This is a genomic window from Nocardiopsis sp. M1B1 (assembly GCF_052466615.1).
The window spans coordinates 5,870,234-5,893,030 of record NZ_CP196194.1 but is presented as its reverse complement, the minus strand read 5'-3'; the positions used below and the strand labels follow the sequence as shown (position 1 = coordinate 5,893,030).

Below are 22,797 nucleotides of genomic sequence, written 5' to 3'. Positions count from 1 at the left end.
GACCGGAATCACATCCCGGGCATTCCGACCGTTGAGAATTCCTTGGGGCAGGGCCGGTTTTCGGTACGGGAGTATTGGAGTTAAGAATCATCCGATTCTTGCCCCCTGGGGCGACCACAGCCATGCCGCGCCCCGGGGAGTGGAATACTGGAGCCCGTCACCGGCGACGGGAACCCGACGCCTCCGCGTCCGGTGTCGCAGCGCTGGGCTACGGTGCCGAGGGCATCGAAGGGACGGTCGTGAATCGCAGACATGGGTGGCCCGTCACCCTCCAGGAGGGTCCGGTCGTACTCCGGCCACTGCGGCTCCGCGACGCCGCGGCGCTCCGGGACACGCGTTCGCGCAACGAGGAGTGGCTGCGCCCCTGGGAGCCCACCTATCCGGAGATGCCGCTGCGCACCACCGGGCTCACCCCCTACGTCTCGATGCTCCAGTCCATCCGCCACGAGGCCAGGCAGGGCCTGTCCATGCCCTGGGCGGTCCTGTACGACGACAGGTTCGTCGGCCAGATCACGGTGGGGGCCATCGTGTGGGGCTCGGCCAGGTCGGCGCAGGTCGGTTACTGGATCGACAGCGCCCACGCCGGGCTCGGCATCACCCCGACCGCGGTCGCGCTGGCCGTGGACCACTCCTTCTTCCGCGTCGGGCTGCACCGGATCGAGGCCAACGTCCGGCCCGAGAACCGGGCGAGCAGACGCGTGGTCGCCAAACTGGGCTTTCGCGACGAGGGCGTGCGCAGGAGACAGCTGCACATCGACGGGGCCTGGCGCGACCACATCTGCTACGCGATCACCGCTGAGGAGGTCCCCCGGGGGCTGATGTACCGGTGGCGCCACGGGTCCTCTTCCGGGCCCTCCGGGGAACCCGGTTCCGGCCCTGGTTCCGCTTTGGGGCCACAGGGCCCGAACGGCGGCCGGGATCCGCGCGATCCGGCGAGTCCGTACCCGGAGGCGAACTGAACGTGCCAACATCACAGAAGCATCCGGAACTTAAACCTGACTTTAGTGACATTGACTCATTACTTTGCGTTGAATTGGGACTGCACTCCGCAGTCGTTGGTTGACCTGTACTTTCACCCCCGGGGTCAGGGCGTCCGAAACTGAGAGTCCACAATCTTGCGACACTCCGGTCAGAATGTGGCGCATTTATGGACACGGGGTCGTACCGTGCGGAACATAGACGCATTGACGATGCGGGCAACGCGTGGATATGGCGCACCGGAAACTTCCCGGGTCCGGGGAGGGACGGGGGCGGCCTACCCCGGCGGGACGTCTCCGTCCCCCGGGACACCACGCGGCGCGGTGTCGACGAGGTGTCGATCAACGTCCAGTGGCCGTCATCGTGAGGAGGGGTGATGAGCAGCTCTCCTCTGTACCTGGCCATCGTGGTGGTGTGGCTCATAGTCCTGGTGCCGATGCTGCTGCGGAAGGACCCCGACACCTTCCACGAGGACCCGCGGGAGGACGACGAACCCGCGGAGACCGAGGCCCGGGAGGACGCCGAGGGGCGTGCGGAGGACCCGGACGCCACCGAGACCCAGGTCCTGCGCCGTGACGACTACGACACCGCCCCGGCGGACGCCCCCGCGCACGGCGGGGACGCGCCGCGTCCGGGGCGCTACCGCGCCGAGTCCGGGCCGCGCGCCCGCGTCATCGCCCGCCGCCGCCGTCGCACCACGACGCTGACCCTGGTGAACGCCGCCACCCTCGTGGCCGTGGCCCTCGGGCTGGGGCCCTGGTGGGTGGCGGCCCCGCCGGTGCTGCTGTTCGCCGGACACCTGGTCCTGCTCCGGGAGGCCGCCAAGGCCGACGCCGAGCGCAGGGAGGCGGCCCGGCGGGCCCACCGCCGGGAGGTCCTGCGCGCCCGCCGGGACGAGGCGGAGCGGCGGCGCGAGGCCGAGCGGGAGGCCGAGGTGATCGCGCTCAAGGAGCGGCGCAGCCAGGTCTACGACCAGTACGCGGACGCCCGGCTGCGGGCGGCCGGGGACTGACCAGGCCCGGGTCCGGACCGGCAGCGGTCCGGGCCCGGGCCCGGAGCCGCTCCGGGGGCGATCCGGGAGAAGCCGGTTCGGACCACTCCGGGTTTCCTGCTAATGTGGATCACGTCTTCGGGGCTATGGCGCAGTCCGGTAGCGCACCTCGTTCGCATCGAGGGGGTCTGGGGTTCAAATCCCCATAGCTCCACCGCAGACAGCAAGGCCCCTCCCGGGTTCGGGAGGGGCCTTCGCCGTGTTCGGGGGGACGGTCCCGGGAGATCTCCGGTGCGGAGGGGCCCGCGCGGCGCCCCGGCGCGCACGGCCGGGAGGGGCCCGGTCCGGAGGCGGTGCTGCTGTTCCCTGCGGCGGGAGGTCGTTTCCGGACCGGAGCCCCGAGTGTCACCGGCGAAGCGGCTATCCCCTGTCGCGGGGCGGCCGGTACCCCTCCAGCGTACTCCCCGCCTCCGCCGCGGGGCAGTCCTCCGCGATCTTTACAGTGGCAACCCGCCGTCGTAGGGTGCGGGGTCATGGCAGACGGATACCACCACGGGAACCTCAGGGCCGCCGTCCTGGAGAAGGCGGCCGAGGTCATCGCCAGGGAGGGGCCCTACTCCTTCAGCCTGCGCTCGCTGGCGCTCGAACTCGGGGTCAGCCACACCGCCCCCCGGCACCACTTCGGCAGCCGCGAGGGCGTGCTCAACGCCCTGGCCACCGAGGGCTTCCGCGAACTGGCCGCGCGGCTGCGGGCCAACCGCGAGTCCGGCGGGGGCTTCCTGGAGGCGGGCGTGGAGTACGTGCGCTTCGCGACCGGCCACCCGGCGCACTTCGACGTGATGTTCGCCCCCAGCCTGCTGAGCGACGACGACGCCGAGCTGAACGCCGCGCGCACGGCGGCCTTCGACGAGCTCCGCGCCGGTGTGGAGACCCTGGCCGAGGAGGGGCGGGAGGTCGAGGACGCGGCCGCCGCCATGGTCGCGGGCTGGTCGGTCGTGCACGGCATCGCCACGCTCTCCCTCACAGGGAACCTGGAGGGCTCGGGGTTCGGGGACCTGTTCCGCGACGCCGACCTGCTCACCGTCACCCGCCGCAGCGCCGGGCTGCTCTTCGGCCCGTCCGCCGCGGGCCGGAACCCCTCCGCGGGAGAGTAGGGCCGTCCGGCCCGGCTCCCGACCGTCCGCCCGGCTTCCGATCGGCCGCGCGGCTCCCGACCGGCCGCGGGGCGCGAGCCGGACCGCGCCGGGGCTCCCCGACGCCCCTGTGCGGTCCGCCGCGCGCAGGACGCGCCCATGCGGGCGCTCCCGGTGCTCCTGGGACTCGTGGTGCTCCTGGTGCCGTACGGGCCCCAGCGTCCGGCTGGCGGCCGTACGGCGGTCGCGGGCCGGACGCGGCGCGGTCGGGAGGCCTCAGCGCCCGGAGACGTACTCGGCCCGGACGGCGTAGATGGCGGCCTCGGTGCGCGAGTGCACCTGGAGCTTCTCCAGGATCTTGCGGACGTGGTTCTTGACGGTGTTCTCGGTGATGAACAGCCGCTCCCCGATCTCCCGGTTGTTCAGGGAGCGGGCCAGCAGCTTGAGCACCTCGGTCTCGCGCCGGGTCAGCTCGGGGATGGTCGTGCGGCTGGGCGGGGCGCTCTCCTGCTTGGCCAGCTCGGCGAACTCCCCGATGAGCTTGGTCGCCATCGCCGGGTTGATGAACGAGTCGCCCTTGACGATGGCGCGCACCGCCTCGGCGAGTTCGGTCACCGAGATGGCCTTGAGCAGGTAGCCCGTCGCCCCGGCCTTGAGCGCGTCGAAGAGGTCGCTCTCGTCGTCGCTCATGGTCAGCATGATGAACCTGGTGTGCGCCACCGCCTCACGGATGCGCGAGCAGGCGTCGATGCCGCTGGTGTGCGGCATCATCACGTCCATGATGACCACGTCCGGACGCAGCTCGGCGGCCAGGCGGACGGCTTCCTCCCCGTCGTTGGCCTCGCCGACCACGTCGATGTCGGGCTCCTCGTCCAGGACCGACACCAGGCCCCGGCGGAACAGCGCGTGGTCGTCCACGACCATGGCGCGGATCGGGGCGGCCGGAGCGGCGGGCTCACCGGGGCAGGGGGCCTGCGCGGGGAAGAGGGGGTGTGCGCTCATGGGTCGCCTACCCGTCCCGTCCCTGGCCGGGTGACGGGCTCTCGCGCACCGGGGACCCGGGTCTGTCCGGGCGGACGCGGTGCGGGCATGTCCGACCGCCGGCCAGGAGAAGGGCCGGCCGGGGGAGAGAGACGCGCATGGAGACCTCCTGCTGGGGCTGCTCATTGTCTCATGTGCGCTCGTTGAGCGGAGTGGTAACGGACGAACTCACCGCCCGCTACCCCGGACGCGTCCGGGGGAAACGGTGCGAACGGCACCGGGGAACGGCCGCGGAAGGGCGCCGCCATGGGCGGGGAAGGGGGAAGTGGGATATGCGATTTTGTGCATGACCGAAACACCTGTTCTGGGAACCCCCTCTCCGGAGGTACGCCCGAGGGGCTGGGGCGAGGGTGCCATGACGCAGCGTCACGTTCCGACAGAACGGATGTGATGGCGCAAAGCTGGGCATAGCTCTGCTTTCCGACATTAAGTTCAACAGGTTCGCCCTGGTAACAGCCCGTGTTGATCTCCGGGACCGCCCCCAAGCGCGCCGCCGGATATCCCGATTTCCCGTCCCGGGGAAATGGGAACGCCGTCGCTCTCCGTTATATCCATGGTGTGGATTTGACCTGGCGGATGTCTTGTTTTGGCAGGCAGTCAAGCTGTCAGGTGTTCTGCCTGCGGTAATGGAAACCCTTCTGAACTGGGAAAACGAGTCAGGATTCGTTTATTTGGACCATGCTTCGGCGGGCCCCGGTGGTGCCCGTGCCATAAAATGATGAACATTCGTCCACGGGTCTTGCGGACCGAGAGCGCTCTACGCCATCGTTGTCCTGGGATGGGCTGGAAGCCAATACGAAAGGTAGATGCCATGACCACGCACGTGATTACCGCCCGTGACAGCGGGTGGTCCTGGCTGTAACCAGCCCGCCGTAAGGGTTCCGCCGAACCCCGGCACAGGGACCCGACCGGACCCCCGAGGACCGGTCGGGTCCTTCTTCGTCCCCGCTCCCGCCGTCCGGACCGCACCGCCGCCGGAAGGCCCGAGGACGGGGATTTGACCGAGCGCGGCACCGGGTAGGGATCCGGACACCGAACCCCGGCCCCGGCAGGGGCCCACCGCGCGACCGTGAAGGGGCGGACCGTGTCCGACTCCCCGAAGTACCCCGGCGGATACCACCCCGAAGAGTTCCCGCCGCAGGACCCCCCGGCCACGCCGCGGGACCCCGCGTCCCCGACGCGGGAGCACCGGCCGCCGCCGGAGACCGCACCCGTGGGGGGATACGAGCCCCCGCCCCCCGAGCCCCCGCCTCCCGGGCCGCGTGAGACCACGGTCGAACCGGTGGAGGAGGAGCCCGTGGTCGCGGCGGAGCGCTTCCGGCGCACCACACCGGCCCGGCGCAAGGTCATCCCCGCCCGCAGGACGGGCGGGCACTGGCGGCTGCTCGCGGGAACGACGACCTACGTGATGGTGGTCGGCGGGATGGCGGACTACGTCGATCCGCAGACCCGCGCGCTCGCCCACCTGGTGTTCTGGCTGCTCATCGGGGGCGCGTTCCTGATCACGCTCAACCGCGAGCGCCGCCACGACTGGGAGCCGGGCCCGCGCTGGCCCTGGCTGGCCGGGGCCTTCGGCGGGGCGCTGGCGGTGGAGGTCCTGGTGCTGGCCTTCGGGTCCCCGGCGATCATCGTGGGCTCGGTGATCCTGCTGGGCCTGGCCCTGTTCGTGCTCATGCTCGTGGGGTGAGGCCGACGAGCGGGGAGGGGCGCCCCGGCCGAGGGCCCGCCTCAGGTGGCCTCGTCGTCGAAGGGGGGGCGCTTGCCGTTCAGCCGGGCCACGGGCTTGCTCTCCTGCTCCTCTTCCTCCCAGAAGTGCTTCTGCACGAAGCGCCGGGGGTTGAGGTCCTGCACGTCGAAGTCCTTGAACTCCGGGCCCAGCCCCTCGCGGATGTCGTTGGAGGCGGAGTTGGCCATCGTCCGCAGCTGGCGCAGCACCCTGCCCACCTGCTGCGCAGCCTTGGGCAGCTGGTCCGGACCGAAGATCAGCAGCGCGAGCAGGAGGAGGACGACGAACTCTCCTCCGCTGATGTTGAACATGCGCGACCTCAGTCCTTCGGTGTACCGACCGGCTTCAAGCAGGTTAACCGGTATCGGGAGGCTTGGGTAACCTCACCCCGGTCGTCCGCAAAGGGGTGGACACGGGCCAGCCCCCCGCTCGTCGAGCGGAGGGCTGGGCGCGGGCGCTCCACCCGGTCCCGGCTGCTCGGGTGCGCCGTCAAGTAAGGGAACGCGGACGCGGACGGTGCCTTCGGGCGACCGGGAACTCCGTCGACCGCGTGGAAAGGACGACCCTAGACCGCTTTGACGTCAGCGGCCTGCGGGCCCTTGGGGCCCTGGATGATGTCGAAGGTGACCTTCTGGTCCTCTTCCAGGTTCCGGAAGCCGGTGCCCGAGATCGCCGAGTAGTGGACGAAAACGTCGGGCTGACCGCCCTCGACGGCGATGAACCCGAAACCCTTCTCAGAGTTGAACCACTTCACGGTGCCCTGAGCCATGTGCACTCCCTTGGGGACTACTGCGGGGCCGCACCCTGCTGGCCCCGGGCCGCCGGGCGCCTGACCGACGGGTGAATCCCGCACCGGCGAGCGCCCACGTGAAGTTCCGCGAGGCGCCCCGGGCATCCATGGAAACTACAACAGCAACCAGTTGCTGACAGTACCAGGGAGGGTGCTGCCCTGCCGAGGCCTTCCACGCGGGAATCGCGCTCTTTCCCTGTCCTGTTTCGGCAACTCGCAACTGTTGATTTCCGTTCGCCGTGCCACTAATGGGGCGCGGCGAACACGGATGCGCCGGGGCGCCGTTCACTAACCGCCGTTGCCGTAGATCCACACGTCGAACCACATGCGTTCACGCCACATACCCTCGTCGATCGGATACGCCGACAACACCGGGTAGAAGTAGGCGAAATTGGCCACGATCAACAGCAGGACCACGCCGTAGACGATGCCGCCCACCGCGCGCGTGTAGGGGGCGAAGCGCGGACTGTCCTCCCCGGCCCCCATCGCCAGGCCCAGCGCCAGCACGATCGCCAGGACCAGGAAGGGCAGCAGCGGGGCGGCGTAGAACAGGAACATGGGCCGGTCCGGGTAGGCGAACCACGGCAGCCACCCCGCGGCCACGGCCAGCAGCACCGCCCCGGCGCGCCAGTCGCGGAAGGTCACCCACCAGCCGAGCATCACCGTCAGCGCGAGCAGGCTGGACCACCAGATGACCGGCGTGCCGATGGAGACCACCGAGGTGACGCAGTCGCCCGTGTCGCACGAGGCGACCTCGCCGTTGTAGTGGAACATCACCGGGGTGCGCATGACCAGCCACTCCCACGGCGCGGAGATGTAGGCGTGGTCGCTGGTCAGGTCGGTGTGGAAGGTCATCATCCGCTGGTGGTAGTCCACCAGGCTCCACAGCGCCTCCACCGGCTCCCTCAGGAGGCCGGGCACCCACTCGGGCAGCATGCCGTCCGCGAAGTCGCGGTTGTAGCCGCCGCGGGTGAACAGCCACCCCGACCACGAGACCAGGTAGACGACCCCCGCGACCACCACGGTCTGCACGAACGCCGGGATCGCGTCGATGCCCAGCCACCGCCAGAAGAAGCCGCGCTGGCCGACGCTGCCGCGGGCCCCGTAGTCCCACGCCACCGTGAGCAGGCCGAACGCCGCGATGAAGAACAGGGCCGACCACTTGGTACCCACCGCCAGACCGAAGCACAGCCCGGCCGCCAGCCGCCACCAGCGCATCCCCAACCAGCCCACCGACGCCAGGTCCCCGCCCGCCTCCGCCAGGCGGGCCATCCGCTCCCGGGTGCTGTCCCGGTCGATCACCAGGCACGCGAACCCGGCCAGGATCCACAGGGTGAGGAAGATGTCCACCATGGCGATGCGGCTCAGCGTGAAGTGCAGGCCGTCCAGCGCCATGATCAGGCCCGCCGTGCAGCCCAGCAGCACCGAGCGGGTCATCCGCGTGGCCAGCCGCACCAGGATGAGGACCGAGAGCACCCCGGCCACGGCGGAGGCGAACCGCCAGGCCTCGGGGGTCATGGTCGTGCCGAACGGCAGGAGCGACCACAGCCAGTCGCCCAGGGCGATCATCCACTTGCCCACCGGCGGGTGCACGATGAAGTCGCCCGTGCCGGTGAAGATGTCCTGGTACCCCTGGGCGAGCAGGTCGTCGGCCTCGACGGGCTCCTCGACGGTCTCGTGCTCGTAGCCGAAGTTCCAGAGCCCGTAGGCGTCCTTGGCGTAGTAGGTCTCGTCGAAGTAGATCCGGTCCGGCTGGCCGAGGTTGAAGAACCTCAGCGCCCCGGCGAACAGCGCCACGGCGAAGGCGCCCAGCCAGCCCACCCAGCGGGGCGCGGGGTTGACGGGAAGGAAGCGGGCGCGTATCCGCGCCGACCGCGGCGAGGACGAGGGCTCTGCCTCGGAGAAAGGTGCGGTGGTGGTCATCGGGTGTACGGGGTGGATACTCCCGCCCTCAGGCGGTGGAGGGAGCCCCTGCCTCCTTCTGGGTGGTGTAGCCGTAACCGTCCGCTCGCTGGAGCAGACAGAGGTTCTTCCATGAGGTCTTGATCGGCCCATGCGAGGTTTGCAGGGTGTGGCTCCCACTGCTGCGCACCGCCACCCGGCCTGTGTGCGTCCCCGCCTGCCCGCCTGACGGCAGGGTTGCTCGGTCCGGGCCTTCGGCCCTTACGGGAACGGGAACGACGTACCCGACGCCGGGTGGGACACCGAGCGCCTCCTCCCGTGAGCGCTCCACACCGGCTGTCACGAGAACGCGGCCTCCGTGCTCCGTTCCGTCCCTGTCCCCGGGGGTGACCACTGACCCGTGTTCCGGAGCGGGCCGCTGAGGAAGCACGGTCTGGTGGGTCTTCTCACCTGTGTGAAACGTAGCCAACTGGTCACCTCCCTGGTGTTGGCTGGTGCTGGTAACGCCAGGCCCTCGACCCGGGGGTCGAAAGCCCCGCCTTCGAGCGGGGAACGCGTTACCTCGGCTCGTAGGTTGGGGTCGGAGATGGTTGTCCTTTGCGGACGGACCACGAAACCAGGTTTCGGATGGCGTGATGAGCCAACCGTAGCGCGACAGGACGGGGATCACAGTGGTTGAGGGTGGAGCTGGGACGAGTGGAGGGACAGGAACCCTGACGCTCGCCGGTGTGCCCATCGGGAACGTGGAGGACGCGCCGCCCAGGCTGCTGCGCGCACTGGAGGGCGCCCGCGTCATCGCGGCCGAGGACACCCGAAGGCTACGCCAGTTCGCCTCCCGCGCGGACGTGCGCCTGGGAGGTGAGGCGGGCGCCCGCGTCGTGTCCTACTACGACGCCAACGAGAGCCGCCGCACCGACGAGCTGCTCGGCGACCTGCGCGCGGGGAGCGACGTCCTCGTCGTCACCGACGCCGGGATGCCGGGGGTGTCCGACCCCGGCTACCGGCTGGCCGCCGCCTGCGCGGGAGAGGGCATCCCGGTGACCGCCATCCCGGGGCCGTCCGCGGTCACCACGGCGCTCGTGGTCTCGGGCCTGCCCACCGACCGCTTCTGCTTCGAGGGCTTCCCGCCGCGCAAGGGCCTGTCGGGCTATCTGGCCGACCTGGCGGCCGAGCGCCGCACGATGGTGTTCTTCGAGAGCCCCCACCGCGTCGCCGCCACCCTGGAGGCGATGGCCGCGGCCTTCGGCGCCGACCGGCGCGCCGCCGTGTGCCGGGAGCTGACCAAGACCTACGAGGAGGTGCGCCGGGGCGGCCTCGGGGAGCTGGCGGCCTGGGCCGCCGAGGGGGTGCGGGGCGAGATCTCGCTCGTGGTGGAGGGCGCCCGCCGTGACCCGGGGACGGTCGGGGACGCCGACCTGGTCGCCGCGGTCTCCGGCCTGGAGGAGGAGGGCGTGCGCCGCAAGGAGGCGATCACCCGTGTGGCCAGGGAGTTCGGTGTCCCCAAGCGCCGGGTCTACGACCTGGTGCACGGGGTCGTGTCCGCCGACTGACCGAGAACGGCGGGCCCGCGGCGGAACCTTTCCGGTTCTGGAGCGTCTGACCGGGTGAAACAGCCAGACCGTCGATGGGGAACACGTTCATGCGAAGCAACCTCTTCCAGCAGGCCCAGGAGACCAGTCAGCCGGGTATGCACCTGCAGAACCACAAGATGCTCCGGGTGGGCCTCAACGGCGAGTTCTTCGCCCGCCAGGGCGCCATGGTCGCCTACCAGGGCCAGGTCGACTTCTCCTACGAGGGGTCCGGCAGCGTCAGCAAGTTCTTCAAGAAGGCCTTCACCGGCGAGGGGCTGCCGCTGATGAAGGTGTCCGGGCGCGGCGACGTGTTCCTGGCCCGCGACGCCTGGGACGTGCACCTGGTGGACCTGGAGGACGACCACCTCACGGTCAACGGCGACAACGTGCTCGCCTTCGAGGCCGGGCTGAGCTGGGACATCCGCCGTGTGGAGGGCGCGGGCATGGCCGCCGGGGGGCTCTTCAACACGGTCTTCAGCGGCCGGGGCAGGGTGGCCATCGCCTGCCACGGCGCCCCGGTGCTGATCAACGTCGACCAGCCGACCTTCGTGGACACCGACTCCGCGGTCGCCTGGTCCAGCTCGCTGAGCACGGGCGTGCGCCGCACGGCCAAGGCGGGCGCGCTCATCGGCCGTGGCAGCGGCGAGGCGCTCCAGCTCTCCTTCGAGGGCCAGGGCTTCGTCCTGGTGCAGGCCTCCGAGGGCGCGCCGGTCGCGGCCCAGACGGCCTGATCCGACAGGCGAAGGGCCCCGGGACGTGTGTCCCGGGGCCCTTCGCCTGTCGGCCCGCCGCGCCACCCGTGGGCGGCGCGGCGGGCCGTGTACAGCGCGGCGGGTTCCCGACCGCGGGGCCGGGAACCCGTGCGCGGCGCTAGACGACGGCTCCGTCGTCGGCCTCGCGGGCGGCCTTGGCGGCCACCTTCTGCTTGGCCTTGCGCTCCTTGACCACGTGGGGCGGGTCGGTCTTGTCCCACCTCTGCAGCCAGATGGCCAGCGGGACGGCGACGAAGATCGTCGAGAGGACGCCCGTCGTCAGACCCACCAGCATGGCGATCGAGAAGTCCTGGAGCGAGGACCCGCCGAGGAAGGTCAGGAAGCCCAGGATGATCAGCGCGCCGATCGAGGTGTTGACGGTACGCGGCAGGGTGTTGAGCACCGCGCGGTTGGCGATCTCGGAGAACTTCGACTTCTCGTCGCGGGCCCACTCGTCGCGCACCCGGTCGAACACCACCACCGTGTCGTTGACGGAGAAGCCGATGACGCTCAGGAGCGCGGCGAGGAACACGCCGTCGATCGGCTTGCCCAGCCAGATGAACAGCCCGATCACCAGGATCAGGTTGAAGGCCAGCGACAGCATGGTGGACACGCCGAACGACCAGCGGAAGCGCCAGGCCAGGTAGACCATCTGGAGCGCGAGGGCCGCGCCCAGGGCGATCAGCGCCCGGTTGCGCAGCTCGTCGCCCATGCTCGGGCCGATCAGCTCGTCGCTGACCAGTTCCACACCGCCGGTCTGCTCGCCCAGGGCGTCCGCGATCCGGGCCGCGTCGTCGTCGGAGATGCTGCCGGTGCGCACCGAGATGTCGCCGTCACCGGACTCCTGGACCACGGCCGTGTCCGAGCCGGGGAAGTCCAGCGCGGAGATGACGGAGCGGGCCTCGTCGACCGAGACGCCCTCCCCGCTGCTGACCTCGTACTCCAGCACGCGGCCGCCGGTGAACTCCACACCGAGGTTGGTGTCGCGGATCAGCGGAGCGGCGATCGCGGCCGCCACGATCAGACCCGCCACGATCAGGCCCTTGGTGCGGTGGCCCATGAGGTCGGGGTTCTTCTGAACCAACCAGGTGCGGACGCCGCCGATGCGGTTCAGGCCGCTGACGGCCGGGTGCTTGCGCACGACCGCGCGCCGCACCGCCCACTCGACGAACACGCGCGCGATGACCAGCGCGGAGAACATCGAGACGAGGGTACCGATGCTCAGGGTCACGCCGAAGCCCTGCACGGTGCCCGAGGCGAAGAAGAACAGCAGGGCGGCGGCGATGAGCGTGGTGATGTTGGTGTCGATGACCGCGCTCCACGCCTTGCGGGAGCCCACGACGAACGCCTTCTCCAGGCTCGGCGGCACCGCCCGGCGCCGCTTGCGGGTGAGCACCCCGGACTCGGCCTTGGCGGCCTCGTCCTCGGTGGCGTCCCGCAGCCCGGCCGACTTGTTGGCCTCGTACACCTTCGCCTGGCGCTGGTGCTCCTCGCGTGTGCGTTCGAAGATCAGCACGTTGGCGTCGATGGCCATACCGATCGCCAGCACGAAGCCCGCCAGGCCCGGCAGTGTCAGTGTGGCGTTGATGGCGACCAGGGCGCCGTAGGCGATGAGCGTGTAGAAGCCCAGGGCCAGGGCGGCCAGGAAGCCGACCAGCCGGTAGACCAGCGTGATGTAGAGCGTGGTGAAGGCCAGGCCCAGGAGCGCGGCGACGGCGCTGGCCTGGATGGCCTCGGCGCCCAGGGTCGGGCCGACCGTCTGGCGCTGGACCTCGGTGACCGGCAGCGGCAGCGAGCCGCCCTCGATCAGCACGGCCAGGTCGTTGGCGGTCTCACTGGTGAAGTCGGGGCTGGTGATGGTGGTGGTGTTGCCGGGCATGCCCACGTCGCAGGCGAACTCCGGGTTCACCTCCGGGGCGGAGATGATCTGCCCGTCCAGCACGATGGCCACGCGGCGGCGCGGGTCGCCCTGGTCGTAGCAGGCGGCGTCGGCGGTCAGCGCGGTCCACTGGTCGGCGCCCTCGCCGCGGAAGTTGACGTTGACCGTCCACTGCGCGCGGTTGACGCTGTCCAGCGCGGCCTCGGCGCTGGCCACCTGGTCGCCCTTGATGGCGGTCTCGCCGAGCTGGAGCTGGGTGCCGTCGGAGTCGGGGAGCGTCATCACGACGTCCTCGGGGTTCTCCGCGCTGGGACCGGCGGGGGGCTGCTGGCCGCCCATGCCTCCCATGCCGCCCTGCTGCGCCATGAGCTCTTCGAGCTGCTCCTGGGTCATCTCCCCGCCGCCGCCCTCGGCGGCCTCTTCACCGCCCTCGGCCGCGGCGTCGGACGGGGCGCGCGCCTCGTCCGCGGTGGCCTGCGGGGCGTTGGCGGAGTCGCCCGGGGCGGGCGCCTGCACGCCCTGGCCGCCGGCCTGGCCCACGCCCAGCACCGGGTGGAAGGACAGCTGGGCGGTCTGGCCGATGATCTGCGCGGCCTCCGCCGGGTCCTGCACACCGGGCAGTTCGACGATGATCCGGTTCTCGCCCGAGCGCGACATGGTCGCCTCGGACACGCCCAGGCGGTCGATGCGCTGGCGCAGCACCTCGACGACCTGGTCGGTGTTCTCGGAGTTGGCGGGTGTGCCCTCGGGGCCGTCCTGGGTCTCCAGGACGATCTGCGTGCCGCCGCTGAGGTCGAGCCCCAGGCGCGGCGGGATGAACCACGCCGCGCCGAACGCGACGAGGATGACGAGAAGGGAGATGAGGGCGCGTGTCCAACGCGCGCCCGCTCCCGTTTGACTGGACAAGGACCTGGTACCTCTTCACTGCGAATACGGGTGATCCCGACGCACGCCGGAGACAGGGGGGTACGCGCGGGGATGGTCAGATGGCGGTGTTCGCGGTGGGAGGGGGAGCCCGTGTCGGCGGCAGCTCCCCGGGGGCGTCCAGGTCCGGGACGGGAACGGGCGCGGGGGGAGAGAGCGGCCACCAGGGCTGGTCCCACACCGCCAGGCGCAGTGCGCTGCTGGGCACGGTGTCGGGCAGGTCGCGCAGCACCGACCGGTGGTCGCACGTGGAGGCGGGCGGCCCGACGGTGACCATCGGGTTCTCGGCCAGGTCCGCGCGTTCGCGCGGGGTCACCCGCTCCTGGTCCGCCGCCGCGGCCGCGGCGCCCTCGGGGGCGCTGAGCAGGCCGTGCGGCGGCAGGGGCGGTCCGGCCGGCTGCCCGCCGCCGGAGGCGACGGGGAAGGACAGGATGACGAGCAGGACCACGCTGGTCAGCAGCGCGGTCGTGTGCCGGGCAGGACGGGGTAGGGCACCGGTAACCATGGTGACCACCGCCTCGGGGAAGGACCGGGAGGGAAGTGCTGCCCGACCGTGCGTCCCGGTGGTGCACGGCTCGTCCAGCAGAGCATACGGGTAGCGGCAAGCCCCGGGGAATGTCCCTTCGGCCCCTGTCGCACCGCCGGGCCGCCCGTGCCCCGGACCGCGGGCGGGGCCGTGCCCCGGACCGCGCGGGAAACCGGGCCCGGCCCGGCGCGCGCCGCCCGGTGCGCTCGCCCGGGGGCCGCGCGCGGGGGAAAGGAGTGCACGGCAGGCCGCCGCCGCCTTTAGGCTTGGGTCATGTCGTCGAATCGTCACATCCTGACCGCGGTCGCCTGGCCCTATGCCAACGGACCGCGCCACATCGGTCACGTGTCCGGCTTCGGAGTCCCCTCCGACGTCTTCTCCCGCTTCCAGCGAATGTCGGGCAACCACGTGCTGATGGTCAGCGGGACCGACGAGCACGGCACCCCGGTGCAGGTCCTGGCCGACCAGGAGGGTGTGACCCCCCGCGAGCTGGCCGACCGCTACAACCGGATCATCGCCGAGGACCTGGTGGGCCTGGGCCTGTCCTATGACCTGTTCACCCGCACCACCACCGGCAACCACTACGCCGTCGCGCAGCAGCTGTTCACCGCGCTGCACGAGAACGGGTACGTGTTCGCCCACACCACCAAGGGCGCGGTGTCGCCGTCCACCGGCCGTACGCTGCCCGACCGCTACATCGAGGGCATCTGCCCCATCTGCGGTTACGACGGCGCGCGCGGCGACCAGTGCGACAACTGCGGCAACCAGCTCGACCCGATCGACCTCATCTCGCCGCGTTCGCGGATCAACGGCGAGAAGCCGGAGTTCGTGGACACCGAGCACTTCATGCTCGACCTGCCCGCCTTCGCCGAAGCCCTGACCACCTGGCTCAAGGGCAAGGAGGGGCAGTGGCGGCCCAACGTCCTCAAGTTCTCCCTGAACCTGGTGGAGGACCTCCAGCCGCGCGCGGTCACCCGCGACCTCAACTGGGGCGTGCCCGTCCCGCTGGAGGGCTGGAGCGACAACGCCAACAAGCGCCTGTACGTGTGGTTCGACGCGGTCATCGGCTACCTGTCGGCGTCGGTGGAGTGGGCCCGGCGCATCGGCGAGCCCGAGGCCTGGCGCCGCTGGTGGCAGGGCGACGAGGCCCGGTCCTACTACTTCATGGGCAAGGACAACATCGTCTTCCACTCGGTGGTCTGGCCCGCGATCCTGCTGGGCCACAACGGCGAGGGCGACCGGGGCGGCGAGCCCGGCCCGCTGGGCGAGCTGAACGTGCCCACCGAGGTGGTCTCCAGCGAGTTCCTCACCATGGAGGGGCGCAAGTTCTCCTCCTCGCGGCGCGTGGTGATCTACGTGCGCGACTTCCTGGAGCGCTACTCCGCCGACGCGCTGCGCTACTACATCATGGCCGCCGGTCCCGAGACGCAGGACACCGACTTCACCTGGGCCGAGTTCGTGCGCCGCAACAACGACGAGCTGGTGGCGGCCTGGGGCAACCTGGTCAACCGCTCCATCTCGATGGCGGCCAAGAACCTGGGCGAGATCCCGGCGGCCGGTGAGCTGACCGACGAGGACCGCCGGGTGCTGGAGGACTCGCGGGCCGCGTTCGCGCGGGTGGGCGAGCGGCTGGAGCGGTCCCAGTTCAAGGCGGGCCTGCAGGAGGCCATGCGCACCGTGGCCGAGGCCAACAAGTACATCTCCGACCAGGCTCCGTGGGCGCTGAAGAAGACCGACCCCGAGCGGATGGCCACCGTGCTGCACGTGGCCCTCCAACTGGTCCAGGACGCCAACACGCTGCTCACCCCGTACCTGCCCGAGTCGGCGAACAAGGTGTACGCGATGCTCGGCGGCACCGGCACCTGGACGGGCATGCCCCGCATCGACGCCGGGCGCGACACGATCGGCGGCTCGGAGGAGGAGGTGGAGTACCCGGTCATCACCGGGGACTACGCCGGCAACGAGGCGCGCTGGGAGTCGCGGCCGATCGCGGTGGGCACCCCGCTCGGCCGCCCGGAGCCGCTGTTCGCCAAGCTCGACCAGTCGGTCGTGGACGAGGAGCTGGCCCGCCTGGAGGGCGCCGCCGGGTAGGCTCCGGCCGCGGCGGAAAGGACGACCGCGCCGGCGGGCACCGCCCGTCGGCGCTTCTTCGTGGAGGAACGTGAGCATGGGAAAGCGCAGCGGCAGAGCGGTCAGGGAGCGCAACGACCAGACGCCCCCTCCGGTACCCGAGCCCCTGCGCGTACCGGTGGCCGACAGCCACACCCACATGGACATGCAGACCCCGGAGGTCGAGGAGATCATCGCCGCCGCCGAGGGCGTCGGGGTGACCCCGCTCGTCCAGGTGGGCGTGGACCTGGCCTCCTCGCGGTGGGCGGCCGAGGTGGCCGCCGCGCACCCGGGCAAGGTGTGGGCGGCGGTGGCCCTGCACCCCAACGAGGCGCCGCGCATCGTGCACGGTGACGGCGCCCCGGGCGTGGAGGTGGACGACACCGACTGGGCGGGCAGGCTCCGCGAGCCCGGCGGGACGGCGGAGCTGGAGGCGCAGCTGGCCGCCATCGACGAGCTGGCCGCGCTGCCCCACGTGGTGGCGGTCGGCGAGACCGGCATGGACACCTTCCGCACCGGCCCCGAGGGCGCGCGGGCCCAGGAGGAGTCCTTCCGCCGCCACATCGACATCGCCAGGCGCCACGGCAAGGCCGTGATGATCCACGACCGCGACGCCCACGAGGACGTGCTGCGGATCCTGGAGGAGGAGGGCGCGCCGGACAGGGTGGTCTTCCACTGCTTCTCCGGCGACGCGGCCATGGCCAAGGTGTGCGCCGAGCACGGGTACTTCATGAGCTTCGCGGGCAACGTCACCTTCGCCAGTGCCGAGTCCCTGCGCGAGGCCGCCGCCGCGGCGCCGCCGGAGCTGATGCTGGTGGAGACCGACGCGCCCTTCCTCACCCCCAAGCCCTACCGGGGTCGCCCCAACGCCCCCTACCTGATCCCGCACACGCTGCGGACGCTGGCGGGGGTCAAGGGCATGGACGAGGACGAACTCGCCGGGATCATCGCGGGCAACGCGGGGCGCGCGTTCGGGTTCTGATCCGGGACACGCGGCCGCGTGTCCTCGCCGCCGGACCGTGGCGTACCCGAACGGCGGCGGGGTTCCCGCGTTCCGGGGAGAACGCGGAAACCCCGCCCCGACGACAGCGCGCCGCCCACACCGGAGGCGGCGCGCCAGCCGTCCCGCTCAACCGCCTGCTCAGCCCCCGCGCTTGCGCCAGGCGTTCTCCCGGCCCTGCCGGTCGGCGGCCTTCCACTGCTTGCGGCGCTCGGCGCGCAGCCGCGCGTCGCCCCGGGAGCGGTTCCACTCGGACTCGCGCCGGAGCCGGTTCCAGCGTTCCAACCGCCGGGCGTCCAGCTCGCCCTCGTCCACGGCGGCGGCGACCGCGCAGCCCGGCTCGCCGCCGTGGCGGCAGTCCCGGAAGCGGCACCGTTCGGCGAGGTCGGAGACGTCGGCGAAGGTCCGGTCCACGCCGCGGGCGTCGCCGGGCACGTCGATGCGCCGCACCCCGGGGATGTCCAGGACCAGTGCGCCGCCCGGCAGCTGGAGGAGCTGGCGGCGGGTGGTGGTGTGCCGCCCCCGCCGGTCGTGGCGGATCTCGCCGGTGTCCATCAGGTTCCGCCCGGCCACCGCGTTGACCAGGCTGGACTTGCCCGCTCCGGAGGTGCCGAGCAGGACCCAGGTGGTGCCGGGCAGGAACCGCGCGGCCAGTTCCTCCACGCCGAGGCCGGTGTGCGCGCTGACGGTGTGCACGTCGGCGCCCGCGGTCACCGAGCCGACGAGTTCGAGCACCTCGGGGAGGCGGTCCCCGGCCAGCTCGGCCTTGGTGACCGCCACGACCGGGGAGGCCCCGCTCGCCCAGGCCAGGCTGAGGAAGCGTTCCAGGCGGCCCACGTTGGGCCCCTGGTCGGCGGCCTCGCAGACCAGGACGCCGTCGATGTTGGCGGCCAGGACCTGGTCGTGGGAGTCCCGGGCCACGCCCTGGCGGACGAGGCTGCCGGAGCGTTCGAGGACGGCCTCGACGACCCAGGTGTCGCCGGAGCGGCGCACCGCGACCCAGTCGCCGCCGCACGGAGCGGAGGACGGGTCGGCCTGGGCGGCCCTGGTGACGGCGGGGGAGTAGTCGGCGGCGGCCTCCCCGGGGAGGCGGACCACCGCTCCGCCCCGGCGTGAGGAGGAGACGCGCGCGGGGACCACCGGGTGGGGGCTCGCCGCGGCGACGGCGTCGAAGGCCCGCTCGACGCGGCGGTTCCACCCCAGCGCGGCCAGCGGGGAGGGGGCGGGTGTGTCTGTGCTGTCGTACGTGTTCACGACGGACTCTCTGGAGCGGCGAGCCGTCAGGAGGGGAAGTGCCCCTCAGGGCTCGCGAACGGTCGGGAAGGTCGGGTTCGAACCATGCGCAGGAACGGTCATCACTGCTTCCTCTCCGTCGTCGGCGCCGAGGACACGGCGCGCTCCGCTCCGGCGAGCTTAGGACCGGAGGGGCGGAGCGCACCACGGGTTTTCCGGACGGGGGCCCGGTCGGGGAACGGCGCGGCTCAGCGGCGCCTGGTCCACACGTCGTCGGAGGGCGCGGTCTGCGCGGCGGTGGCGTGCCGCGGAACGTACTCCGCGGCGGGCTCCTCCGGTCCGCTCCCGGAGGCGGGCGCGTCGGGGGCGGGCGCGCGCCGGGAGTAGTCCGGGCGCTCCTCCTCCACCCCCAGCAGGAGGAAGAGGCTGCAGATCAGCATGAAGACGAACAGGCCCGCGAGCAGGGGCAGCACCAGGTCCGGCGCGCTGGAACCGTCCGGGGGGCTGTGCCGGGAGAAGCGCGGTTCCGTGAAGTGGACGCCCACCATGCCGGTGTAGTGCATGGTGGTCACCGCGACGGCCATGGCCACGGAGGCGGCGGTGATGGCGGGGAGACCGCGCAGCCGGGAGGCGAACCACAGGGAGGCGGTGGCGGCCACCAGGGCGATCACGCAGGCCAGGGCGACGTAGAGCGGGTCGTGGTGGATCTCCCCGTGCACGTTCATCGAGGACATGCCGAGGTAGTGCATCGCGATGATGCCGGTCCCGGCGATGAGACCGCCCAGCAGGAGCCGGGGGGCCGTCCTCCTGCGGATGGTCAGGGTGAGCGCCACGGCCATCACCGCGATGGCGATGACGCCGCTGACCACGGTGAGCGCGGCGTCGTAGCGGATGGCCGTGCCGGGCGGGGAGAAGCCCATCATGGCGATGAAGTGCATCGACCACACGGCCACCCCGCCCAGGGCGAGGGAGGCCAGGGTCAGCCACTGCCACCGGACGAGTCCGCTCGTCCGGCGCGCGCGTGAGGCGAAGGACAGCCCGAGGAACGACCCGATCACCGAGACCGCGAAGGCGATGGAGGGGGTCAGCCAGTCCTGGGCGAGGTGGTCGAGCACGGCGCACTACTTTCCATGACCTTGGTCCCGTTTCGGTCGGGTTCCATGGATAGTAGGGAGGCCTGAGACTGATGCGCCAGGGGTGTTCCCGAACGTGTGTGGCCTGATGTGGCCAGGGGCAACTCAGGGGAACACTGGCGCGACCCTCAGTTCCGCCGGGCCCACACGTCGGCGGAGCGGTGCCGGGCGGCGTAGGCCTCCGCGCTCTCCTCCGGGGGTGCGGTGGAGTCCTTCCCCGCCCGTGCCGCGCGGTCCCCGCCCGCGCCGGTGTCCTCCACACCCAGCATCAGCAGCAGGCTGCACGCCAGGAGGAAGACGAACTGCCCGATGACCAGCGGCAGCAGCAGATCCGCGCCGGTCGACCCGGGCACGGGCGCCGCGCTCGCGGTCACGTCCATCGTGACGTGCACGCCGAACATGCCGGTGTAGTGCATGCAGCAGACCGCTACCGCCATGACCGCGGAGGCGGCGAGCGTGGCGAGGATCCCCCGCAGCCGCAGCGCGAACCAGAGGGCGACCGTCGCCGCGACCAGGGCGATGACGGCGGCCAGCACCACGTACAGCGGGTCGTGCCCCATGTGGCCGCGCATGTTGATGGAGGCCATCCCCATGTAGTGCATGGCCACGATGCCGGTCCCGGCGATGGCGCCTCCCGCCAGCAGCGACCAGGTCGTGCGCAGGTTGATGGTCAGGTGCAGGGCGACGCCCATGACCAGGACGGCGAGCAGGCCGCTGGCCACGGTCAGCACGGGGTCGTAGCGGATGGCCGTCCCCGACACCTCGAAGCCCATCATGGCGATGAAGTGCATCGACCACACGGCCGTTCCGCCCAGGCAGACCGCACTGAGCGACAGCCACGTCCAGTAGGAGGCGCCGGCGGCCCGGCGGGCCCGGGCGGCGAACATCAGTCCCACGAAGGAACCGATCACGGAGACCGCGTAGGCGATCGCGGGCGTCAGCGGCCCCTGGGTGAAGTGGTCGATCATGGGACGCCGCTCCGGCTGGTGAGGAGGATGAGGGGGATGAGAATAAGGTCATCCTAAGGAGCGCTGGTCAGAGCTGGACCACACGCCGGTGACCACGCGGCGACGGGTTACCGAACGGGGCTCGGTGCGGCCCTGCCCCCTCGGGGAAGCGGCGCACGGTGACCGCGCCGTCCGTGACGCTTGTCATGCGCGGGGACTTCGTGTGCGGGCCGCGGGGAGGGGCCGTGGAAGACCGCCGGGCGCTCCGGCCCTCCGGCCCGCGAAGGCGGTCCCCGGTGCTCCTCCGCTCCGGTCCCCGGGCTCGCGGACCCGAAGGCGCCACCCCGCCCGGGCCCTCGGGCCCTGCGGCTCTCAGGCGCGCAGGCCCGCGAAGGCGATCCTCGCCAGGGTGTCGGCGATCTCGTCGGAGTCCAGCCCGCGGTCCGGCTTGTACCACTCCGAGATCGAGTTGACCATGCCGAACAGCAGGCGCGCCGCGACCGCGGGGTCCACGTCCGGGCGGATGTCGCCGTCGGCCGCGCCCTCGCGCACCAGGTCGGCGATCAGGTGGTCGAACGCCCGGCGCCGCTCCAGCGCGCGCTTCTCCACCTCGGTGTTGCCGCGCACCCGCAGCAGCAGGGTCACGTGGGGCAGCTCGTCCACCAGCACCCGGACGCTGCCGCGCAGCACGTGCTCCAGGCGGTCGATGGCCGGACCGGTGGTCGAGGCCTCCTCGCGGGTGACCGCGAACAGGGCGTCCATGGCCAGGTCCAGGGAGCGGCGCAGCAGCTCGGTCTTGCCGGTGACGTGGTGGTAGATGGCCGACTTGGTCACGCCCAGGGCGCGCGCCAGGTCCTCCATGCTCGTGCCGTCGTACCCGCGTTCGTTGAACACGCGTGCGGCCACGCGCAGGACGGAGTCGGCGTCGTGGCCGGGGCGGCCGGAGCGTCGCCGCCCCGCTGCGGCGCGGCGGGAGGGTGCTGGTTCGACAGGGGAAGATCTGGACACGGTTGTCGAATCTACCTGGTGGGGAGCGGCTCCGTGGGCGGGGACGGCCGCGGGCGCGTCCTCCGTCGCCGGTCCCCACGAGGATTTCCTAACGAACGGTCGGTTGGTAACACATCCTATCCCGGGCCCGGGGCGCCCCCGGCCCGCGCCCGCATCCAGGTCGCGCGGAGTGCTCGGGAAAGCACTTCTCGTCACGGCCGGAGAAGGGCGGGCGAATCGGGGAAAACGTCCGGGTTCGGCGTTGTGCGAGTTCAGCGGCACGGAAAGGGATTCCTTCGCGTCCGTTTCGGGTGCGCGCCTCGGTGAAGGGCGTTAGGGGTGCGTTAAAAACCCTTGATCTGGTTCATGGGGCAAGAGTAATTTGTCCCTCGTTTGACGGCAAAAGTCCATATTTGTCGACGTCAAGGATGAGACCCCCCATGGCCATCACCCGTCGTAACGCCCTGCGCGTTTCCCTCACCGGAGGGGTCGGTGCCGCAGTCGCCGCTGCCTCCGCCCCAGCCTGGTCGGCCCCCATGCCCGCGCCCCAGCCGGGGGACGCCGCGGAGGCGCTGCGCCTCCTCAAGCGGGGCAACAGGCGCTGGCGCCGGTACGACTCCCGCCATCCCAACGAGGGCCCCGCCCGCAGGGAGGAGATGGCGCGCGGACAGAGCCCCTTCGCCGTGGTCCTGGCCTGCGGGGACTCCCGTGTGGCGCCCGAACTGGTCTTCGACCGCGGGCTCGGCGACCTGTTCACCGTCCGCTCCGCGGGCCAGGTCCTGGACGAGTCCGTCCTGGGCAGCATCAGCTACGCCGCCGTGCACCTGGCGGTCCCGCTCATCGTCGTCCTGGGGCACTCCTCATGCGGCGCGGTCACCGCGGCCGTGGAGGCCCACGAGACCGGAGAGGTCCCGCACGGCCACGTCGGCTACCTGGTGGAGGGGATCCTGCCGGTGGTCGATGCCACCCCCGACGACGGCGGCGACTTCGTGGACGCCTGCGTCCGGGCCAACGCCGAGTACATCGCCGACCAGCTCCGGGTGGACGCCGACCTGCGCGAGCTGGTCGAGTCCGGCCGCCTGGACGTGGTTCCCGCCCGCTACGACCTGGAGACCTCCGAGGTCGTCTGGCTCTGACCCGGCGCCGTCCCGCGCCCGCCCGATCACGGACCCGTG

The 22,797-nt window shown here is 71.6% G+C and carries 19 protein-coding genes and 1 tRNA gene; 10 read left to right on the top strand and 10 right to left on the bottom strand.

From position 1 onward, the window contains the following. The first annotated feature begins 239 nt into the window (after window positions 1-239). The 4 genes from ACSTA4_RS25520 (at window position 240) to ACSTA4_RS25505 (ending at window position 3,123) form a co-directional block, all read left to right on the top strand. Window positions 240-959: a GNAT family N-acetyltransferase gene (locus tag ACSTA4_RS25520; protein WP_444961308.1), complete on the top strand. Its 720-nt coding sequence runs from the start codon at window positions 240-242 to the stop codon at window positions 957-959. Window positions 960-1,354: 395 nt separating this feature from the next. After that, window positions 1,355-1,990 (top strand): divisome protein SepX/GlpR, encoded by a 636-nt coding sequence (gene sepX, locus ACSTA4_RS25515; protein WP_444961307.1) that lies wholly within the window; start codon window positions 1,355-1,357, stop codon window positions 1,988-1,990. Between the two features lie 119 nt (window positions 1,991-2,109). Then, window positions 2,110-2,183: transfer RNA gene (locus ACSTA4_RS25510), tRNA-Ala, on the top strand. Between the two features lie 319 nt (window positions 2,184-2,502). Next, window positions 2,503-3,123, top strand: a complete 621-nt coding sequence (locus ACSTA4_RS25505) for a TetR/AcrR family transcriptional regulator (protein WP_444961306.1) — start codon at window positions 2,503-2,505, stop codon at window positions 3,121-3,123. Window positions 3,124-3,378: 255 nt separating this feature from the next. Here the strand turns inward: ACSTA4_RS25505 and ACSTA4_RS25500 are convergent, their stop codons facing one another. After that, complete coding sequence (locus ACSTA4_RS25500) at window positions 3,379-4,104, bottom strand: response regulator (RefSeq protein ID WP_444961305.1); 726 nt, start codon at window positions 4,102-4,104, stop codon at window positions 3,379-3,381. Between the two features lie 1,123 nt (window positions 4,105-5,227). Here ACSTA4_RS25500 and ACSTA4_RS25495 point away from each other — a divergent pair. Next, window positions 5,228-5,830 carry a hypothetical protein gene (locus ACSTA4_RS25495; RefSeq protein ID WP_444961304.1) on the top strand — a complete coding sequence of 201 codons (603 nt, stop codon included), beginning with the start codon at window positions 5,228-5,230 and terminating at the stop codon, window positions 5,828-5,830. A 41-nt stretch (window positions 5,831-5,871) separates the two neighbouring features. Here ACSTA4_RS25495 and ACSTA4_RS25490 read toward each other — a convergent pair whose 3' ends face one another. From ACSTA4_RS25490 to ACSTA4_RS25480, 3 genes are all read right to left on the bottom strand, one after another. After that, window positions 5,872-6,180, bottom strand: coding sequence for a sec-independent translocase (locus ACSTA4_RS25490; RefSeq protein WP_013155081.1), 309 nt, complete (start codon window positions 6,178-6,180; stop codon window positions 5,872-5,874). A gap of 254 nt (window positions 6,181-6,434) precedes the next feature. Beyond that, window positions 6,435-6,638: a cold-shock protein gene (locus tag ACSTA4_RS25485; protein WP_013155080.1), complete on the bottom strand. Its 204-nt coding sequence runs from the start codon at window positions 6,636-6,638 to the stop codon at window positions 6,435-6,437. 309 nt (window positions 6,639-6,947) lie between these two features. Beyond that, window positions 6,948-8,582 (bottom strand): dolichyl-phosphate-mannose--protein mannosyltransferase, encoded by a 1,635-nt coding sequence (locus ACSTA4_RS25480; RefSeq protein WP_444961303.1) that lies wholly within the window; start codon window positions 8,580-8,582, stop codon window positions 6,948-6,950. A gap of 650 nt (window positions 8,583-9,232) precedes the next feature. Here ACSTA4_RS25480 and rsmI point away from each other — a divergent pair. Further along, window positions 9,233-10,111, top strand: coding sequence for a 16S rRNA (cytidine(1402)-2'-O)-methyltransferase (gene rsmI / locus ACSTA4_RS25475; RefSeq protein ID WP_444961302.1), 879 nt, complete (start codon window positions 9,233-9,235; stop codon window positions 10,109-10,111). An 89-nt stretch (window positions 10,112-10,200) separates the two neighbouring features. Beyond that, complete coding sequence (locus ACSTA4_RS25470) at window positions 10,201-10,863, top strand: AIM24 family protein (protein ID WP_274974823.1); 663 nt, start codon at window positions 10,201-10,203, stop codon at window positions 10,861-10,863. Window positions 10,864-11,002: 139 nt separating this feature from the next. On the opposite strand, the gene secD is transcribed toward ACSTA4_RS25470, so the two are convergent. Both secD and ACSTA4_RS25460 read right to left on the bottom strand, forming a co-directional pair. Next, window positions 11,003-13,669 carry a protein translocase subunit SecD gene (gene secD / locus ACSTA4_RS25465; RefSeq protein ID WP_444961301.1) on the bottom strand — a complete coding sequence of 889 codons (2,667 nt, stop codon included), beginning with the start codon at window positions 13,667-13,669 and terminating at the stop codon, window positions 11,003-11,005. A gap of 76 nt (window positions 13,670-13,745) precedes the next feature. After that, entirely contained in the window at window positions 13,746-14,192 is a 447-nt protein-coding gene (locus ACSTA4_RS25460; protein WP_130395261.1) for a hypothetical protein, read from the bottom strand. Window positions 14,193-14,486: 294 nt separating this feature from the next. Between ACSTA4_RS25460 and metG the strand changes: the two genes are divergently transcribed. Both metG and ACSTA4_RS25450 read left to right on the top strand, forming a co-directional pair. Beyond that, window positions 14,487-16,304 carry a methionine--tRNA ligase gene (gene metG / locus ACSTA4_RS25455; protein ID WP_444961300.1) on the top strand — a complete coding sequence of 606 codons (1,818 nt, stop codon included), beginning with the start codon at window positions 14,487-14,489 and terminating at the stop codon, window positions 16,302-16,304. A gap of 76 nt (window positions 16,305-16,380) precedes the next feature. Then, on the top strand, window positions 16,381-17,304 hold the full coding sequence (locus ACSTA4_RS25450; protein ID WP_444961299.1) for a TatD family hydrolase: 924 nt from the start codon (window positions 16,381-16,383) through the stop codon (window positions 17,302-17,304). Window positions 17,305-17,463: 159 nt separating this feature from the next. On the opposite strand, the gene rsgA is transcribed toward ACSTA4_RS25450, so the two are convergent. From rsgA to ACSTA4_RS25430, 4 genes are all read right to left on the bottom strand, one after another. Continuing rightward, on the bottom strand, window positions 17,464-18,576 hold the full coding sequence (gene rsgA / locus ACSTA4_RS25445; protein WP_444961298.1) for a ribosome small subunit-dependent GTPase A: 1,113 nt from the start codon (window positions 18,574-18,576) through the stop codon (window positions 17,464-17,466). Between the two features lie 227 nt (window positions 18,577-18,803). After that, the gene (locus ACSTA4_RS25440) at window positions 18,804-19,670 is read right to left on the bottom strand and encodes an MHYT domain-containing protein (protein ID WP_444961297.1); all 867 of its coding nucleotides are present in this window, start codon (window positions 19,668-19,670) and stop codon (window positions 18,804-18,806) included. 146 nt (window positions 19,671-19,816) lie between these two features. Next, window positions 19,817-20,656 carry an MHYT domain-containing protein gene (locus ACSTA4_RS25435; protein ID WP_444961296.1) on the bottom strand — a complete coding sequence of 280 codons (840 nt, stop codon included), beginning with the start codon at window positions 20,654-20,656 and terminating at the stop codon, window positions 19,817-19,819. Window positions 20,657-21,007: 351 nt separating this feature from the next. Further along, a complete protein-coding gene (locus ACSTA4_RS25430) occupies window positions 21,008-21,541 on the bottom strand; it encodes a TetR/AcrR family transcriptional regulator (protein ID WP_071622772.1) in 534 nt (177 codons plus the stop codon). A 521-nt stretch (window positions 21,542-22,062) separates the two neighbouring features. On the opposite strand from ACSTA4_RS25430, the gene ACSTA4_RS25425 reads away from it, so the two are divergent. After that, the gene (locus ACSTA4_RS25425) at window positions 22,063-22,758 is read left to right on the top strand and encodes a carbonic anhydrase (protein WP_444961295.1); all 696 of its coding nucleotides are present in this window, start codon (window positions 22,063-22,065) and stop codon (window positions 22,756-22,758) included. Window positions 22,759-22,797: the final 39 nt, after the last annotated feature.

Bases quoted from the DNA above. Each gene is read 5' to 3' on its own strand.
- sepX (WP_444961307.1), top strand. From the start codon at position 1,355: ATGAGCAGCTCTCCTCTGTACCTGGCCATCGTGGTGGTGTGGCTCATA.
- ACSTA4_RS25505 (WP_444961306.1), top strand. From the start codon at position 2,503: ATGGCAGACGGATACCACCACGGGAACCTCAGGGCCGCCGTCCTGGAG.
- ACSTA4_RS25500 (WP_444961305.1), bottom strand. From the start codon at position 4,104: ATGAGCGCACACCCCCTCTTCCCCGCGCAGGCCCCCTGCCCCGGTGAG.
- ACSTA4_RS25490 (WP_013155081.1), bottom strand. From the start codon at position 6,180: ATGTTCAACATCAGCGGAGGAGAGTTCGTCGTCCTCCTCCTGCTCGCG.
- ACSTA4_RS25485 (WP_013155080.1), bottom strand. From the start codon at position 6,638: ATGGCTCAGGGCACCGTGAAGTGGTTCAACTCTGAGAAGGGTTTCGGG.
- ACSTA4_RS25480 (WP_444961303.1), bottom strand. From the start codon at position 8,582: ATGACCACCACCGCACCTTTCTCCGAGGCAGAGCCCTCGTCCTCGCCG.
- ACSTA4_RS25470 (WP_274974823.1), top strand. From the start codon at position 10,201: ATGCGAAGCAACCTCTTCCAGCAGGCCCAGGAGACCAGTCAGCCGGGT.
- ACSTA4_RS25460 (WP_130395261.1), bottom strand. From the start codon at position 14,192: ATGGTTACCGGTGCCCTACCCCGTCCTGCCCGGCACACGACCGCGCTG.
- metG (WP_444961300.1), top strand. From the start codon at position 14,487: ATGTCGTCGAATCGTCACATCCTGACCGCGGTCGCCTGGCCCTATGCC.
- ACSTA4_RS25450 (WP_444961299.1), top strand. From the start codon at position 16,381: ATGGGAAAGCGCAGCGGCAGAGCGGTCAGGGAGCGCAACGACCAGACG.
- ACSTA4_RS25435 (WP_444961296.1), bottom strand. From the start codon at position 20,656: ATGATCGACCACTTCACCCAGGGGCCGCTGACGCCCGCGATCGCCTAC.
- ACSTA4_RS25425 (WP_444961295.1), top strand. From the start codon at position 22,063: ATGGCCATCACCCGTCGTAACGCCCTGCGCGTTTCCCTCACCGGAGGG.